13 protein-coding genes are annotated in these 14,739 nt (G+C 70.4%); 4 read left to right on the forward strand and 9 right to left on the reverse strand.

The window, feature by feature from the left end; translation table 11 throughout:
* Positions 1–27 precede the first annotated feature (27 nt).
* On the reverse strand, positions 28–642 hold the full coding sequence (gene cobO, locus G361_RS0125020; RefSeq protein ID WP_019929856.1) for a cob(I)yrinic acid a,c-diamide adenosyltransferase: 615 nt from the start codon (positions 640–642) through the stop codon (positions 28–30).
* A gap of 93 nt (positions 643–735) precedes the next feature.
* Between cobO and G361_RS0125025 the strand changes: the two genes are divergently transcribed.
* Complete coding sequence (locus G361_RS0125025; RefSeq protein ID WP_019929857.1) at positions 736–1,644, forward strand: NAD-dependent protein deacetylase; 909 nt, start codon at positions 736–738, stop codon at positions 1,642–1,644.
* A 22-nt stretch (positions 1,645–1,666) separates the two neighbouring features.
* Here the strand turns inward: G361_RS0125025 and G361_RS0125030 are convergent, their stop codons facing one another.
* The 3 genes from G361_RS0125030 to G361_RS0125045 all read right to left on the reverse strand — a co-directional run bounded on the left by G361_RS0125030 (position 1,667) and on the right by G361_RS0125045 (position 5,327).
* Positions 1,667–2,017, reverse strand: a complete 351-nt coding sequence (locus tag G361_RS0125030) for an MmpS family transport accessory protein (RefSeq protein ID WP_196814632.1) — start codon at positions 2,015–2,017, stop codon at positions 1,667–1,669.
* A gap of 414 nt (positions 2,018–2,431) precedes the next feature.
* Positions 2,432–4,543 carry an ATP-binding protein gene (locus tag G361_RS0125035; RefSeq protein WP_019929859.1) on the reverse strand — a complete coding sequence of 704 codons (2,112 nt, stop codon included), beginning with the start codon at positions 4,541–4,543 and terminating at the stop codon, positions 2,432–2,434.
* Between the two features lie 427 nt (positions 4,544–4,970).
* Positions 4,971–5,327 (reverse strand): helix-turn-helix domain-containing protein, encoded by a 357-nt coding sequence (locus tag G361_RS0125045; RefSeq protein ID WP_019929861.1) that lies wholly within the window; start codon positions 5,325–5,327, stop codon positions 4,971–4,973.
* 65 nt (positions 5,328–5,392) lie between these two features.
* Here G361_RS0125045 and G361_RS0125050 point away from each other — a divergent pair, with 65 nt between their 5' ends.
* A complete protein-coding gene (locus G361_RS0125050) occupies positions 5,393–6,001 on the forward strand; it encodes an NAD(P)-dependent oxidoreductase (RefSeq protein WP_019929862.1) in 609 nt (202 codons plus the stop codon).
* Between the two features lie 54 nt (positions 6,002–6,055).
* Here G361_RS0125050 and G361_RS0125055 read toward each other — a convergent pair whose 3' ends face one another.
* Both G361_RS0125055 and mqo read right to left on the reverse strand, forming a co-directional pair.
* Entirely contained in the window at positions 6,056–6,505 is a 450-nt protein-coding gene (locus G361_RS0125055) for a GNAT family N-acetyltransferase (RefSeq protein WP_019929863.1), read from the reverse strand.
* 23 nt (positions 6,506–6,528) lie between these two features.
* The gene (gene mqo / locus G361_RS0125060; protein ID WP_026343478.1) at positions 6,529–8,046 is read right to left on the reverse strand and encodes a malate dehydrogenase (quinone); all 1,518 of its coding nucleotides are present in this window, start codon (positions 8,044–8,046) and stop codon (positions 6,529–6,531) included.
* Positions 8,047–8,277: 231 nt separating this feature from the next.
* Here mqo and G361_RS0125065 point away from each other — a divergent pair, with 231 nt between their 5' ends.
* Positions 8,278–9,318, forward strand: a complete 1,041-nt coding sequence (locus G361_RS0125065; protein ID WP_019929865.1) for an alpha/beta hydrolase — start codon at positions 8,278–8,280, stop codon at positions 9,316–9,318.
* A 268-nt stretch (positions 9,319–9,586) separates the two neighbouring features.
* On the opposite strand, the gene G361_RS0125070 is transcribed toward G361_RS0125065, so the two are convergent.
* The 3 genes from G361_RS0125070 to map all read right to left on the reverse strand — a co-directional run bounded on the left by G361_RS0125070 (position 9,587) and on the right by map (position 12,949).
* Positions 9,587–10,150: a hypothetical protein gene (locus G361_RS0125070; RefSeq protein WP_019929866.1), complete on the reverse strand. Its 564-nt coding sequence runs from the start codon at positions 10,148–10,150 to the stop codon at positions 9,587–9,589.
* A 413-nt stretch (positions 10,151–10,563) separates the two neighbouring features.
* Entirely contained in the window at positions 10,564–12,078 is a 1,515-nt protein-coding gene (locus G361_RS0125075) for a cobyric acid synthase (RefSeq protein ID WP_019929867.1), read from the reverse strand.
* A gap of 7 nt (positions 12,079–12,085) precedes the next feature.
* On the reverse strand, positions 12,086–12,949 hold the full coding sequence (gene map, locus G361_RS0125080) for a type I methionyl aminopeptidase (RefSeq protein WP_019929868.1): 864 nt from the start codon (positions 12,947–12,949) through the stop codon (positions 12,086–12,088).
* Between the two features lie 162 nt (positions 12,950–13,111).
* On the opposite strand from map, the gene G361_RS0125085 reads away from it, so the two are divergent.
* Positions 13,112–14,737, forward strand: a complete 1,626-nt coding sequence (locus G361_RS0125085) for a thiamine pyrophosphate-binding protein (protein ID WP_019929869.1) — start codon at positions 13,112–13,114, stop codon at positions 14,735–14,737.
* Positions 14,738–14,739: the final 2 nt, after the last annotated feature.

The following is a 14,739-nucleotide window of genomic DNA, read 5'->3' on the forward strand; positions in this document are numbered from 1 at the left end:
GCGATCCGGGGCCCGTGGCCGAACGGGTCACCATTCGATGCCGCGCTGGCCCTTGCGACCGGCGTCCATCGGATGCTTGACCTTCGTCATCTCGGTGACCAGGTCGGCAACGTCGAGCAGATCCGCCGGGGCGTCGCGGCCGGTGATCACCACGTGCTGGTTGCCGGGGCGGCGCTGCAGCGTGTCGACCACCTCCCGCACGTCGACCCAGCCCCATTTCAGTGGGTAGGTGAATTCATCGAGAACATAGAACCGGTGCTGTTCGGCATCGAGGCGCCGGGCGATCTCCTGCCAGCCCGACAGGGCCGCCGCCGCGTGATCCTCCTCGGATCCCGATTTGCGGGTCCACGACCAGCCCTCGCCCATCTTGTGCCATTCGACCGCACCGCCCGTGCCGGTCTCGTCGTGCAGGCGGCCGAGGGTCCGGAACGCGGCCTCCTCGCCGACCTTCCACTTGGCGCTCTTCACGAACTGGAAGACCGCGACGTCGAAGCCCTGGTTCCACGCCCGCAACGCCATACCGAAGGCCGCGGTCGACTTGCCCTTGCCGGGCCCGGTGTGCACGGCCAGTACGGGCTGGTTACGCCGCTGCCGCGTGGTCAGACCATCGTCGGGGACCGTCTCGGGGATTCCCTTCGGCATCGGCGTGTGCTCCTTTTCACTGCGGTGTCCGGTCCACGTTGCCATACCGGCCGGGCGGGACCGGCGGCGGATCGGTGGTCGTACGCTGGTGGCATGCCGAACGCCGGGTATCTGAGTGCCGGTCTCCGAGCGACCGGAGCGAACGACCCGGCGTCCGGGTCCGAGGTCGATCGTCTGGTCCGATTGATCGACGGCCGGCGGGTGACGGTGCTCACCGGCGCCGGCCTGTCCACCGACAGCGGGATCCCGGACTACCGCGGTCCCGATTCGCCCCCGCGCAATCCCATGACGTATCAGCAGTTCGTCGGCGATCCGGTGTTCCGGCAACGGTATTGGGCCCGCAACCACGTCGGCTGGCGCCGGATGGACGCCGCGCGACCCAATCCCGGGCATCGCGCGCTGGCCCGCCTCGAGCGCGCCGGTGTCGTCTCGGGCGTGATCACGCAGAACGTGGATCTGCTGCACACCAAGGCGGGCAGCCGCACGGTGATCGACCTGCACGGCACCTACGCGCGGGTGCGCTGCCTGTCCTGCGAATCGCTCACCTCCCGGATGACGCTGGCCGACCGGCTGGAGGACGCCAACCCGGGCTTCGCCGAGGCCGCGCTCGCCGACGGGCTCGAGGTCGCCCCCGACGCCGACGCGGTGGTCGCCGACACCGCGAGTTTCCGCATGGTCGACTGTCACCACTGCGGTGGCATGCTCAAACCCGACATCGTCTACTTCGGCGAGAACGTCCCCAAGGATCGCGTCGCCGCCGCCTACGGCCTGGTCGACACCGCTGACATCCTGCTGGTCGCGGGCTCCTCGCTGACGGTGATGTCGGGCCTGCGCTTCGTCCGCCACGCCGCCCGGACCGGCCGCCCGGTCGTCATCGTGAACCGGGGCCGCACGCGCGGCCACGACCTCGCCCACCTGGTCCTCGACACCGGGTGCTCCCCCACCCTCACGGCCCTCGCCGACCACTTCGACCCGGTCGACGCAGCCGGGTCCGGCCGCTGAACCCGTTCGGGCACACCATCACTCAGACGGCGCTGCAACTCACCACGGTGGCGTCACCGCCGGCGGTCTGCGTGTCCTTCACCACACCGTCGACGGTGATGCGGCAGGAGATCTCACCTTTGCCGTTGGTCTGCGCGGTGATCTCGTAGCTCGGATCGGCGGAATCGTTGTCCACCTCCACCTTCGCGGGCATCCGCACCTCGGCCGAGTCCTTCAGCGTATTGCTGCCGTCGAAGTAGACGAGCGACGCCGACCCGCCGTTGCCCCAGACCTCGTACACCACATGGTGTTTCTCCGCGGCATGAGCCGGTCCGGCCCCGAAAGCCCCGATCACCACGGCCGCCAGCACCGCCGGAACCCCCACAGCACGCATCGTCTCGTTCTCCTCGCCGATCGAACAGATTGAGCGACAGCCTGATTCGCCGCCGCCCGGCGTCATATCGAGGGACTCGGAGACGCCGTTACAGCCGCGCACCACCCAGCGGTCGGTCTGAAAGGCACCGGACGCGGGGATGCCGTTACAGCCTCTCGCCGCCCAGCGGTCGGTCCGGAGGGTGCCGGGGACGGCTATTGCAACCGCTCGCCATCCAGCGGTCGGTCCGGAGGGCGCCGAAGACGGCTATTGCAACCGCTCGCCATCAAGCGGTCGGTCCGGAGAGCGCCAGCACCAGGCACGCTATTGCAGCCGATCGTGACCTAGCGGTAGGTCCGGAGGGCATCGGGCATCGGGCATCGGGCATCGGGCATCGGAGAGGATGCCGCACCGGTCAGTGCGGCGGCGTTGGGCTCAGGCGGCGCGTACGCCGCGGACGACACCCGCCACCGAATCGCCGGTGAGCTGGTCGAGGCGCAGGTAGGTGGCGCGGAGGGTGCGGGCGAGGTCGGCGGCGTGGCCGAGGCGGATCATGCCGCGTTCGCAGTCGACGACGACGGACGTGACCGCCTCGCGGGCTAGGACGGCGGCGGCGGTGTGGGCCCGCGGGATCGGCTCGAGGCCGCCGGTGGCGCGGCCGTCGGTCAGCAGGACCAGCATGGGGCGGCGGTGCGGATCGCGGACCCGTTCCCGCCGGATGATCTCGCGGGACTTCAGAAGTCCTTGTGCCAGTGGGGATTTACCGCCGGTGCGCAAGCCCGCCAGGCGGCGGACGGCGATGTCCACCGAGGAGGTGGGGGGCAGGACGAGTTCGGCGTCGCTGCCGCGGACGGTGATCACCGCGACCTTGTCGCGACGCTGATAGGCGTCACGCAGCAGGGTCACGACGGCCCCGGTCACCGCGGACAGCCGGTCGCGGGAGGCCATCGAGCCGGAGGCGTCGACGGTGAAGACCACCAGATTGCCTTCGCGCCCTTCGCGATACGCGCCGCGCAGGTCGGCGGACTCCAGGGCCAGCGGGCCGGCGGTGCGGCCACGACCGTGCTGGTGGGGTGCGGCGGCGAAAACCGTGCCGAGCAGATGCAGCCCGCCGGTGGTTTCGGTGACCGAGCGCACCACGCGGCCGTGCCGGGTATGAGCGCGGGAGCGGCGGCCCGGGGCACCCTCGCCGATGCCCGGGATCTCCCAATGTGGCGGCCGGACAATGGAATTGACCGGCACCCCGGCAGTACCGGGGCGAGCCCCGCCGCCGGGGCCACCATCGGGGTCGTCGTCGGGATCGCCCGGCGCGCCGGAACCGGCCGGACCCTGATCGACGGCGTCCGGCCCGGCCGGGGAACCGGAATCGGGGCGCTCGGGCCCGGAATCCGTAGGATCGGAGCCGGGATCGGAGCGATCGGAGCCGGGTTCCGGGTGTTCGGCAGCCGAATCCGACTGCGAGGCAGCATGTTCCGAGCCGGAACGATCGTCGGCGCCACTGTCGGACCCGTCACCGGATTCACCCGGCGGCTCCGGTTCGCTTGCGTCCCTGGCCTTCTCGACCTCGTCGTCGGCCTTGCGCATCGCGTCGTCGAGTTGTTCGGAGCTGATGCCGGGCTCGTCGAAGGGGTCGCGGCGACGGCGATGCGGCAAGGCCAGTTCGGCGGCCACCCGCACGTCGTCGGCGGTGACCCGGTCGGCGTTGCGCCACGCCGCGTGCGCGGTCGCGGTGCGGGCCACCACCAGATCGGCGCGCATACCGTCGACATCGAAGGAGGCGCAGAGGGCGGCGATGCGGCGCAGTTCGCTCTCATCGAGCTCGACGGTATCGATGCGGTCGCGAGCGCCAAGGATGCGTTCGGCGGTCGCGTGGTCGGCGGCCGCGTAACGAGCGGCGAAGGCGGCCGGGTCGGCCTCGTAGGCCAGGCGGCGGCGCACGACCTCCATCCGGGTCTCCACCTCACGCGAGGCGATGACGTCGACGGTCAGGCCGAAGCGGTCCAGCAACTGGGGGCGGAGCTCGCCCTCCTCCGGATTCATGGTGCCGACGAGCACGAACCGCGCCGGATGCGAATGCGACACCCCGTCACGCTCGATGTGCACCCGCCCCATCGCGGCGGCATCGAGCAGCACGTCCACCAGATGGTCGTGCAGCAGGTTCACCTCGTCCACGTACAGCACGCCGTGATGGGCGGCGGCCAGCAGACCCGGCCGGAACGCCTGCTCGCCGTCGCGCAGCACCCGCTCCAGATCCAGCGATCCGACCACGCGATCCTCGGTGGCGCCGACCGGCAGTTCGACCAGTCGCGCCGGGCGAGCGCCGGATTCGTCGGTGACCGGTGGCAGCAGCCGCGCCAGCGCGCGCACCACCGTCGACTTCGCGGTCCCCTTCTCCCCGCGCACCAGCACACCACCGATACCCGGATGCACCGCACACAGGATCAGCGCGAGCTGCAACTGTTCCTGCCCGACCACCGCCGAGAACGGGAAACCCGCCTCGCCGTCGGCCGAAGGGTGCTGGGTGGCGTCGTTTCGGGGATCGGACACGCCCCCACTGTATGCGCGGCGATCACCACGGCCCGCGTCGCCCCGTGCGGACCCACTTCACCCTCCGGCCGGACCCGCCGAGGCCGCGCGCGAGACCACATCCACCGGTCGCGGCGGGTCCGTCCACGTCATCGCGCCGGATCCGCCCCCGGCGTCCGGGTGCGGCCCCTACATCCCGGTGCACCCCCAGCGCCCCGACTTCCCGTTCGCCCCCAGCGCCCCGGCGTCCCGGTTCGCCCCCAGCGCCCCCGCATCCCGGTGCGCCCTCAACGCCCCGGCGTCCCGGTGCACGCCAGCGTCCCGGTGCGCCCCCTGGACATTCCGACGCACCGCCAGCGTCCCAGCGCGCCCCAACATCCCGGTGCGCCACCGGCCCCCGGCCTCCGGTCCGTCAGCGAATGACCATCGGGGCGCGATGGTGCCCCCTTCACGCGCCGAGCGCCTCCGGATCGTAGGCGTCCACCAATTCCGTCCAATGCTCATCGGACCACGCGCACATCGCGTTCAGCGGCGTGAGCAGGCTGCGGCCCAGTGGCGTGAGCGCGTAGGTGACGCGGCGTCCGTCGATGTCCCGGGCGACCAGGCCGAGTCGTTCCAGTGTGCGCAGCGAGTGGGTCATCGCCTTGGGAGTGATGCGCGCCAACGGGATTCGCAGTTCGGAGTAGCGGCGCGGACCGTCCGCCAGGCACCGGACGAGCAGCGCGCCCCATTTGTCGCCGATCCGGACGGGCGACAACGTCGACGGGCACAGGTCGTCGAACATCTGCGGGTCGAGCGGGCGCATCCTGTCAGCGTAGCGGCGCTCGAGGTATCCGCGGGGATACCACCGGCGTCGTTAGCGTCGCGGCCATGGCAAAGATCATCGTTTTCGGAGCGGGCGGCCGGGCCGGACGCACCATCGCCGCGACCGCCACGGCGCGCGGGCACAACGTCACCGGCGTGGTACGCGATCCGGGTCGGCACCGCGATCTCGACGTGGTCACCGGCGACGTGACCGACGCCGCGGCCGTCGCGGCGCTCGCCGCCGGTCACGACGTGGCGGTCCACGCCGCCGTCGATCTCACGGATCCGGATTTCTTCGCGAAGGCGGCGGACGCGCTGACGACCGCGCTGCCGGCGGCCGGTGTGTCCCGCCTGATCGCGGTCGGCCTCGCCTCGAATCTCCCGACCGCGGACGGCACCCTGCTGCGCGACACCCCGGACTATCCGAACGAATATCGCGACTTCTACCTCGGCCACGCGGCCGGCACCGACCGGCTGCGGGATGCCACGGTCGACTGGACCGTGCTGGCGCCCGCCGGGGATTTCGACCACGCGGGTACACCGGTCGGCGGCTATCGCGTCACGAACGCCGATGCCGCCCTGCGGATCACGTATCGGGACTTCGCCCGCGCGGCGCTGGACGAGATCGAACGCCCCGGGCCCGGTCGCCGGTACCTCGGCGTCACCGCCGCCTGACCTCCCCGGAAGATACGGTCCCGCAACCGGATTCGGTTGCGGGACCGCCGTCTGTCAGCCGCGCCGCATGGGCAGGTGCGGGATGCCGTCCTCTTCGTACTCGTCACCGTCGGGCGCGAAGCCGTGCTTGGTGTACATCTCGACGAGGTAGGTCTGCGCGTTCAATCGGACTGTGGCCGAACCGGTTTCGGCCAGCGCCGCCTGCAGCAGCCGGGTGGTGTAGCCGTGCCCGCGGGCCGACGGCGTGGTGCACAGCCGGCCGATGCGGAACGACTTCACGCCGTTGTCGTGCTCCTCGAGCAGACGCAAGGTGCCGATGATCTCACCCTCGTCGTCGAGCCAGAAGTGCCGGGTCTCTGCCAGTAGATCCCGCCCGTCCAGTTCCGGATAGGCGCATTTCTGCTCGACCACGAAGACCTCGACCCGGACCTTCAACAGCTTGTACAGCGTGGCGGTGTCGAGATCCGCCGCCCACGACCGTCTGAGCGCAACCGTTGACATCATCGAGTCTTGCTATCACATATCGGTCAGTGCTGCGCGGCTTCTGCGAGCTTCGGCGTTTTGTCGGTGAGCCGCAGCGACTTCTCGGTCCAGTCCCACACCTCGTGGTACAGCGGCTGATTGTCCGACAGTTTGGTGCCCAGTGAGGGGACGATGGTCTTCAGCGTGGGGGTCCATTCGGCGTACTGCTTCGGGAAGCAGCGCTGCAGGACGTCCAGCATCGCGCTGACACAGGTCGACGCGCCCGGGGAGGCGCCGAGCAGGCCCGCGATGGAACCGTCGTCGGCGGTGATCACGGCGGTGCCGAATTCCAGCACGCCACCGGCACCCTTGCGCCGGATGACCTGCACCCGCTGTCCCGCGGTGATCAGCTCCCAGTCGTGCCCGTCCGCGCGCGGCACGAACTCCTGCAGGGAGTCGACGCGGCCCGCCGGGGACTGCAACAGTTCGGAGACCAGGTACTTGGTGAGGCTCAACTCGGTGACACCCACGCCGAGCATGGAGAACAGGTTGTTCGGCTTGACCGACCGGAACAGGTCGGAGTACTTGCCGTCCTTGAGGAATTTCGGGGTCCAGCCCGCGTAGGGGCCGAACAGCAGGCCGCGGTTGCCGCGGATGACGCGGGTGTCCAGGTGCGGCACCGACATCGGCGGCGCGCCGACGGCGGCCTTCCCGTACACCTTCGCCTCGTGGCGCGCGACCAGCGTGGGGTCGGTGCAGCGGAGGAACAGACCGCTGACCGGGAAGCCGCCGATGCCGCTCATCTCCTTGATGCCGGCCTTCTGCAGCAGCGGCAGCGCGTAACCGCCGGCGCCGACGAATACGAATCTCGCGTTCACCGTGCGGGTTCCGCCGGTGCGGGTGTTGCGCACCTTGACGTTCCAGCTGCCGTCGGACTGCTTGTCCAGGTTGCGGACCTCGGTGCCGAAGGCGATGTCGACGCCGGAGCGGCCCAGGTAGGCCAGCAGTTGCCGGGTCAGCGAGCCGAAGTCGATATCGGTGCCCTTGTCGGTCCAGTTCAGCGCGACCGGGTCGGAGAAGTCACGGCCCTTCGCCATCAGCGGCAGCCGCCGGGTGAACTCGTCGCGGTCGCCGATGTACTGCATACCCTCGAACAGCGGGTGCGCGGACAGCGCGTCGTAGCGCTTGCGCAGGTAGTCCACCCCGTCGGCGCCGTGGCAGAAGCTCACGTGCGGGATCGGATTGATGAACTGGCTCGGGTCGCCGAGCACGCCGTTCTCCACCGAGTAGGCCCAGAACTGCCGCGACACCTGGAACCGCTCGTTGATGTCGACGGCCTTGCTGATGTCGACCGAGCCGTCGGCGTTCTGCGGGGTGTAGTTCAGCTCACACAGCGCCGAGTGGCCGGTGCCGGCGTTGTTCCAGGGATCACTGCTCTCCGGGGCGGGTGCGTCGATCCGCTCGAACACGGTGATCGACCAGTCCGGCTGCACCTGCCGCAGCAGCGCGCCCAGAGTGGCACTCATGATGCCGGCACCGATGAGGACGACATCGGTCTTTTCGGTCTTCGCAGCGTTCGGCACGGGTACTTCGACTTCCTTGTCCTGCGCGGTTCGCCCCGAGAGGCGCACCAACTGGGGGTGGTGTAGTGCGTCACCGACCGCCGACGGCGACTGGCGGGAATGAGGTTACCCGCCGTTCACTTCAACCCAATTGTGCCCCTTGGGATGCCTGATTTCGAAAACGGATGTACCGGATGTGACCGAATCAGCACCGCCGCGACGTCGTTGAGCGGGTCGAATACGCTGAACCCTGTGACGAACGAGACGCCGATCGCCGCCGCCACCGAGGACACCTGGCAGCCGGACGTACTGGGCGAGGGATACGAGCAACGGACCATCCCCCTCGGCGCCGATCCGGACGGTGAGGGCACCGTCGTAGCCACGCTGGTGCGGTACACCGCGCCGGTTCCGGACGCCACGAGCGCGGTGCTGTACGTCCACGGCTTCACCGACTACTTCTTCCAGAAGCATCTGGCCGAGCATTTCGCCGGCCGCGGCTACCGGTTCTACGCGCTGGATCTGCGCAAGTGCGGTCGTTCGCAGCGGCCGGGCCAGACGCCGCACTACGTGAGCGACCTCGTCCGGTACGACGAGGAGTTGAGCCGCGCGGTGCGCATCGTCCGCGAAGAGACCGGTCTGCCGGTGCTGCTGAACGCGCACTCCACCGGCGGCCTGGTGCTGCCACTGTGGCTGGATCGGCTCCAGCGCACCGAAGGTGTTGCGGCACAAGGGATCAGCGGGCTCGTGCTGAACAGTCCGTGGTTCGATCTGCAGGGCCCGCCGTACTACCGGACCGTCGGCACGGCGCTGATCAACGGGCTCGGCCGGGTGCGGGCGAAGTCGCGGCTGCCCGGCGGGGGCGTCAACACCTACGGTTCCAGCCTGCACACCAGCGCATCGGGCGAATGGGACTACGACCTCGATTGGAAGCCGCTGGCCGGGTACCCGGTGCGCTTCGGCTGGCTGCGCGCCATCCGGCAGGGACACGCCCGGCTGCACCGCGGGCTCGACGTCGGGGTGCCGGCGCTGATCCTGCGGTCCAAGCTGACCACCTTCATGCGCCGCTACGGTCCGGCCGCCGACGTCTCGGACACGGTCCTGGACGTGCGGCAGATCCAGCGCTGGTCCGGCTGCCTCGGGCAGCGCACGACGATCGTCCCGGTCGAGGGCGCCCGCCACGACGTCTTCCTGTCCTCCGCACCCGTGCGCAAGCAGGCGTTCGCGGAGATGGACGCCTGGCTGGACTGGCTGCACGGCCACGGCACCGGGGAGGGCGGGGTCGCGCCGAGCTAGGCGGCGGGTTTGCCGCAACTTGGTCGGCCGTCGCTTGCCCAACCCCACACCGGCAGGCCGCCTCGGCCCTGTTCGGAGGCCCGGCTGCCACTTGCCCAACCACACCGGCAGGCACCTCAGCCCGGCCCGAAGACCCGGCCGCCACTTGCCCAATCACCGCGGCCGGCCGCCTCGGCCCAGTTCGGAGGCCCGGGCGCCACTTGCCCCAACCACAGTGGCGCACCTCGGCCCGGTCCGGACGCTCGGTCGCCGCGTGACGAGCGTGTACCTACCAGCGGCCGGTGCGCAGCACGATCTCGGTGGCCAGTTCGTGGTCGGCCTCGGCCAACGGGTCGGCGGTGTCGAGTTCGGCGATGCGGAATTCGCCGTAGACGTAGCGCATGCAGCCGTCGGCGAGGGTTCGCGGCAGCCGTTTGGTGGCGACGACGGTGGTCGAGATCTCGACGGCCGGACAGCCGGCGTCGGGAACCGTGCCGCTCGCGTCGGCGAGGGCGGGGTGGCCGCGGCCGATGGCGACCATGCCGATGAACCGGCCGTAGCCGCGGGCGGCGAGTTGCCAGGCCAGATCGGCGCCGGCGCCGTTGCCGACCAGCACGGCCCAGGGGGCGTCCAGCTGGTCGAGCAGCGCGTACCCGGTCTTGGCGTCGAGCCCTGCGACGGTCTCGAAGGTGACGGTCCGCAGATCGGAATTGTGCAGCCGGGTGATCACCCGATCGAAGGCGTCCTCCGGATCGCTCGGATCCGGCAGTAACACCACGGTGTGCCGGGATTCCGGGCCGTCGATGCGCACCGTCCAGCTCCGGTCACCGACCGAGATCTGCCGAGTTTCCATGCCGCCCCACGGTACACGGGAGGGTCCCCCCGGGTGCCCGGAGGAGTCGACTGCCACAGTGCCCGCACCACTCCCGCCGAACGACCTCGACAGCAGGCGCGATCACATTCCACGGAGCGTGGCCGAACACACCCTTTTCGTGCGGTAGAAGGCCCGCGCACGCAGCGATTCGCAGTGGATCCGGGCCGGCCCGGTGACCTCGCCGGGAGCCGCTCACCGGGTCCGGTGACCTCGCCGGGAGCCGCTCGCCGGGGTCCGGTGGCCGGGGTCCGGTGGCCGGGGTCCGGTGGCCTCGCCGGGAGCCGGTGACACCGCCAGAAGCCAGTGACCTCGCCGGGAGCCGGTGACATTGTCAGAAGCCGGTGACACCGCCGGGAGCCTGTGAGGGTGCTCCACCCGGCCGGGGTTACTCGTCAGCGTCCGACCGTGAGGACCGGTAGTCCCGCAGGCGCTCCGGATTCGATCAGCCGCGCCAATCCGTCCGGGTCGACATGTTTCTCGATCAGGTCGGCGAGCAGATCCAGCTGCGCCGAACGCACGGCGGCCACCGAGACATCCTCGGCGGCAACGAATCCCGTGCGTCCGGCGGCGGCCGCGACCTGCCGCAACCAGGTGCGGCGGAAGTCGTCGGACTCCAGCAGTCCGTGCAGATGGGTGCCCCAGATCGCTTCGCGCACACTGCCTTCGGGTCCGGACTCCAGGCTCAGCCAGCTCGGATCACCGTTGCGCAGCACCCGGCCGTGATGGATCTCGTAGCCCGACAACGCGATCCCGGCGGCCGCACCGGCGCTGTGGCACAACGTCTTCGCGAGCGCGAATTCGATGTCCAGATCCAGCAGGCCCAGTCCGGCGACGTCTCCCGCGGCCGATTCCACCCGGTCGACGATGCGCCGGCCGAGCATCTGATACCCGCCGCAGATACCCAGGATCGGCCGGCCGGCAGCGGCGCGGGCGGCGACGGCGGCCGCGATTCCGGTGCGGCGCAACCACTCCAGATCGCTCACCGTCGACTTGGAGCCGGGCAGCACCACCAGGTCCGCGTCCGCCAGCCGGGACGGATCGGTCACCCAGCGCACCGCGACACCCGGTTCGCAGGCCAGCGCCTCCACATCGGTGGAATTGGAGATGCGCGGCAACCGGATCGCCGCGACGGTCAGCCACTGCGTACCCAGCGGCGGGCGGGGGCGGCCGACGGGCGCGTCGGCCACGGTGCCGAGCGAATCCTCGGCGTCGATCCACAATTCGTCGGTGTACGGCAGCACGCCGAGGGTCGGGCGGCCGGTGAGTTCGGTGAGCCGGTCCAGTCCGGGGGTCAGCAGGTCCACGTCGCCGCGGAACTTGTTGATCAGGAAGCCCGAGATCAGTTGCTGGTCTTCGGGTTCCAGGATCGCGACGGTGCCGAACAGGTGGGCCAGCACTCCGCCGCGATCGATGTCGCCGACCAGCAGCACCGGCAGCCGTCCCGCCTGCGCCAGGCCCATGTTCGCCAGATCCGTGTCCCGCAGGTTGATCTCGGCCGGCGAGCCCGCGCCCTCGCAGATCACCACGTCGAATTCGGCGCGCAGCGCAGCCAATTCGTCGGCGACCAGCTGCCGTAGCCGGGTGCGGTGCCGGAAATAGTCCCGGGCGCCGACGGTATCGATCGCCGTGCCGCGCACCACCAACTGCGATCGCCGATCGCTGCCCGGCTTCAGCAGCACAGGGTTGAAGCGCACGCTCGGCTCGAGCCCGCACGCCTGTGCCTGCAACGCCTGCGCGCGCCCGATCTCACCACCGTCGAGGGTCACCACGGAGTTGTTCGACATGTTCTGCGCCTTGAACGGCGCCACCCGGATCCCCTGCCGGGCCAGCATCCGGCAGACGCCCGCCACGACGACGCTCTTCCCGGCGTCGGAGGTGGTTCCGGCGACCAGCAGCGCGCCCTTCACCGCCGGCTCACGGCAGCGTCAGGATCTCGGCACCCTCGTCGGTGACCACCAGGGTGTGCTCGAACTGCGCGGTCCACTTGCGGTCCTTGGTGACCACGGTCCAGCCGTCGTTCCAGATCTCGTAGTCGATGCCGCCGAGGTTGATCATCGGCTCGATGGTGAAGGTCATGCCCGGTTCGATGACCGATTCCACGGCCGGCTGGTCGTAGTGCAGGATGACCAGCCCGCTGTGGAAGGTGGGGCCGACGCCGTGGCCGGTGAAGTCGCGGACCACGCCGTATCCGAACCGGTTGGCGTAGGCCTCGATGACCCGGCCGATCACGTTCAGCGCCCGGCCCGGCCGTACGGCCTTGATCGCCCGCATGGTCGCCTCGTGGGTGCGCTCCACCAGCAGCCGCGCCTCCTCGTCGACGTCGCCGGCGAGGAAGGTGGCGTTGGTGTCGCCGTGCACGCCGTGGATGTAGGCGGTGACGTCGATGTTGACGATGTCGCCGTCCTCGATCACGGTCGAGTCGGGGATGCCGTGGCAGATCACCTCGTTCAGCGAGGTGCAGCAGGACTTCGGAAAACCCTTGTAGCCCAACGTCGACGGATAGGCGCCGTGATCGCACATGTACTCGTGCGCGATCCGGTCCAGTTCGTCGGTGGTGACGCCGGGCGCGACCGCCTTGCCCGCCTCCTGCAGCGCCTGCGCCGCGATGCGGCTCGCGATGCGCATCTTGTCGATGGTCTCCGCGGTCTGCACCCACGGCTCACGGCCCTCGTCGGCGGTCTTCTTCCACGCGTACTCGGGCCGCTCGATCGCGCGCGGCACCTCACGGGTCGGCGAGAGGGTTCCGGGAGCGAGCGGCTTGCGGGTGCGGACAGACATGGCATCCAGAATATCCGCACCCGTTCGGCGATTCTCGCTGTGCCGGGGACGGGCCACCCGCGACCCTCGGCGGCCGGGTCGTGGTCCGAGGGGCCGTGCGGCGGCAGGATATCGGTGGACGGCGCATCGGCGAACCGCGCCCCCGCACCGGAAAGGACACTGATGTACGTACGCGACGCCATCGGGCAGACCCTCTTCGACCTGGGCGCGCGGGTCGCCTTCGGCGTCGTGGGCAGCGGGAACTTCCACTTCACGAACGCGTTCACCGCGGCCGGCGGCCGCTTCGTCGCGACCCGGCACGAGGGCGGCGCGGCGAGTATGGCCGACGGGTACGCCCGGTGCAGCGGCGAGGTCGCGGTGCTGTCGCTGCACCAGGGCTGTGGTTACACCAATGCGCTGACCGGCGTCACGGAGGCAGCCAAATCCCGCACCCCGCTGCTGGTGGTCACCGCGGCGGCCACCGCGCCGACCTCGAACTTCTTCATCGATCAGGCGGGTATCGCGCGCGGCCTGGGTGCGGAACCGGCGCGGGTGCGCTCGCCGCGCACCGCCGTCGCGGACGTCACCCGCGCGTTCCGGCGGTGCGCGCAGGGCCGCACGGTGGTGCTCGAGGTGCCCCTCGATGTCCAGGACGAGCTCCTGCCCGACGACCCGGAGACCGCCGCCCCCGAGCCGATCGCCGCGCTGCCGCAGCCCGCCGCGGCCGACCTCGAGCGATTCGCCGATCTGCTCGCGGCGGCCCGCCGGCCGGTCTTCGTGGCCGGGCGTGGCGCCCGCGCGGCGGGCGGTAAGCAGGCGATCGCGCGGCTCGCCGAACTGTCCGGCGCGCTGCTGGCCACCTCGGCGGTCTCGCGCGGCATGTTCCGCGGCCACGAGTGGGACATCGACGTGTCCGGCGGTTTCGCCACCCCGCTGACCGCCGAGTTGATCACCGGCGCCGACCTCATCGTCGGCTGGGGTTGCGCGCTGAACATGTGGACGATGCGGCACGGCAAACTGATCGCGCCGCAGACGAAAGTCGTTCAGGTGGATACAGATCCGGAGGCGCTCGGCCGCACCCGCCCGATCCACCTCGGCCTCTGGGGCGGGGTCACCGAGACCGCGGACGCGACCGCGCGCCTCCTCGGCGCGCGGACCGGATATCGGACCGCCGATGTCGCCGCGCGGATCCGCGCCGAGAAGCGCTGGAACGACGTGCCTTTCGAGGACACGAGTACCGCGGACCGGATCGATCCGCGGGTGCTGTCGGCGGAACTGGATCGGATGCTGCCGCGCGAGCGGGTGGTCTCGGTGGATTCCGGCAACTTCATGGGCTATCCGAGCATGTATCTCGACGTGCCGGACGAATTCGCGTTCTGCTTCACCCAGGCGTTCCAGTCGATCGGGCTCGGCCTCGCGACCGCGATCGGCGCGGCCCTGGCCCAGCCCGCCCGGCTGCCCGTGGCCGGTTGCGGCGACGGCGGATTCATGATGGGCATCGCCGAACTCGACACCGCGGTGCGCCTGGGGCTGCCGCTACTGGTCGTCGTCTACGACGACGCGATGTACGGCGCGGAGGTGCACCACTTCACCGGCGGCGAGGATCTCGCCATCGTCACCTTCCCGGAGACCGATATCGCCGCTGTCGCAAGGGGTTTCGGCTGTGACGCGCTGACCGTCCGCTCCCGCGCCGACCTGGCCGGGTTGCGGCCCTGGCTCGACGGCGACCCGCGCCGGCCGCTGGTGCTCGACGCCAAGGTCGTCCGCGACACCGGATCATGGTGGCTGGCAGAGGCTTTCGGGCACTGAGC

The sequence above is a fragment of the Nocardia sp. BMG111209 genome (genome assembly GCF_000381925.1).
Lineage (GTDB): Bacteria > Actinomycetota > Actinomycetes > Mycobacteriales > Mycobacteriaceae > Nocardia.

Bases quoted from the DNA above. Each gene is read 5' to 3' on its own strand.
- G361_RS0125045 (WP_019929861.1), bottom strand. From the start codon at position 5,327: ATGCGCCCGCTCGACCCGCAGATGTTCGACGACCTGTGCCCGTCGACG.
- G361_RS0125070 (WP_019929866.1), bottom strand. From the start codon at position 10,150: ATGGAAACTCGGCAGATCTCGGTCGGTGACCGGAGCTGGACGGTGCGC.
- G361_RS0125085 (WP_019929869.1), top strand. From the start codon at position 13,112: ATGTACGTACGCGACGCCATCGGGCAGACCCTCTTCGACCTGGGCGCG.
- G361_RS0125025 (WP_019929857.1), top strand. From the start codon at position 736: ATGCCGAACGCCGGGTATCTGAGTGCCGGTCTCCGAGCGACCGGAGCG.
- G361_RS0125055 (WP_019929863.1), bottom strand. From the start codon at position 6,505: ATGATGTCAACGGTTGCGCTCAGACGGTCGTGGGCGGCGGATCTCGAC.
- cobO (WP_019929856.1), bottom strand. From the start codon at position 642: ATGCCGAAGGGAATCCCCGAGACGGTCCCCGACGATGGTCTGACCACG.
- map (WP_019929868.1), bottom strand. From the start codon at position 12,949: ATGTCTGTCCGCACCCGCAAGCCGCTCGCTCCCGGAACCCTCTCGCCG.
- G361_RS0125030 (WP_196814632.1), bottom strand. From the start codon at position 2,017: ATGCGTGCTGTGGGGGTTCCGGCGGTGCTGGCGGCCGTGGTGATCGGG.
- G361_RS0125050 (WP_019929862.1), top strand. From the start codon at position 5,393: ATGGCAAAGATCATCGTTTTCGGAGCGGGCGGCCGGGCCGGACGCACC.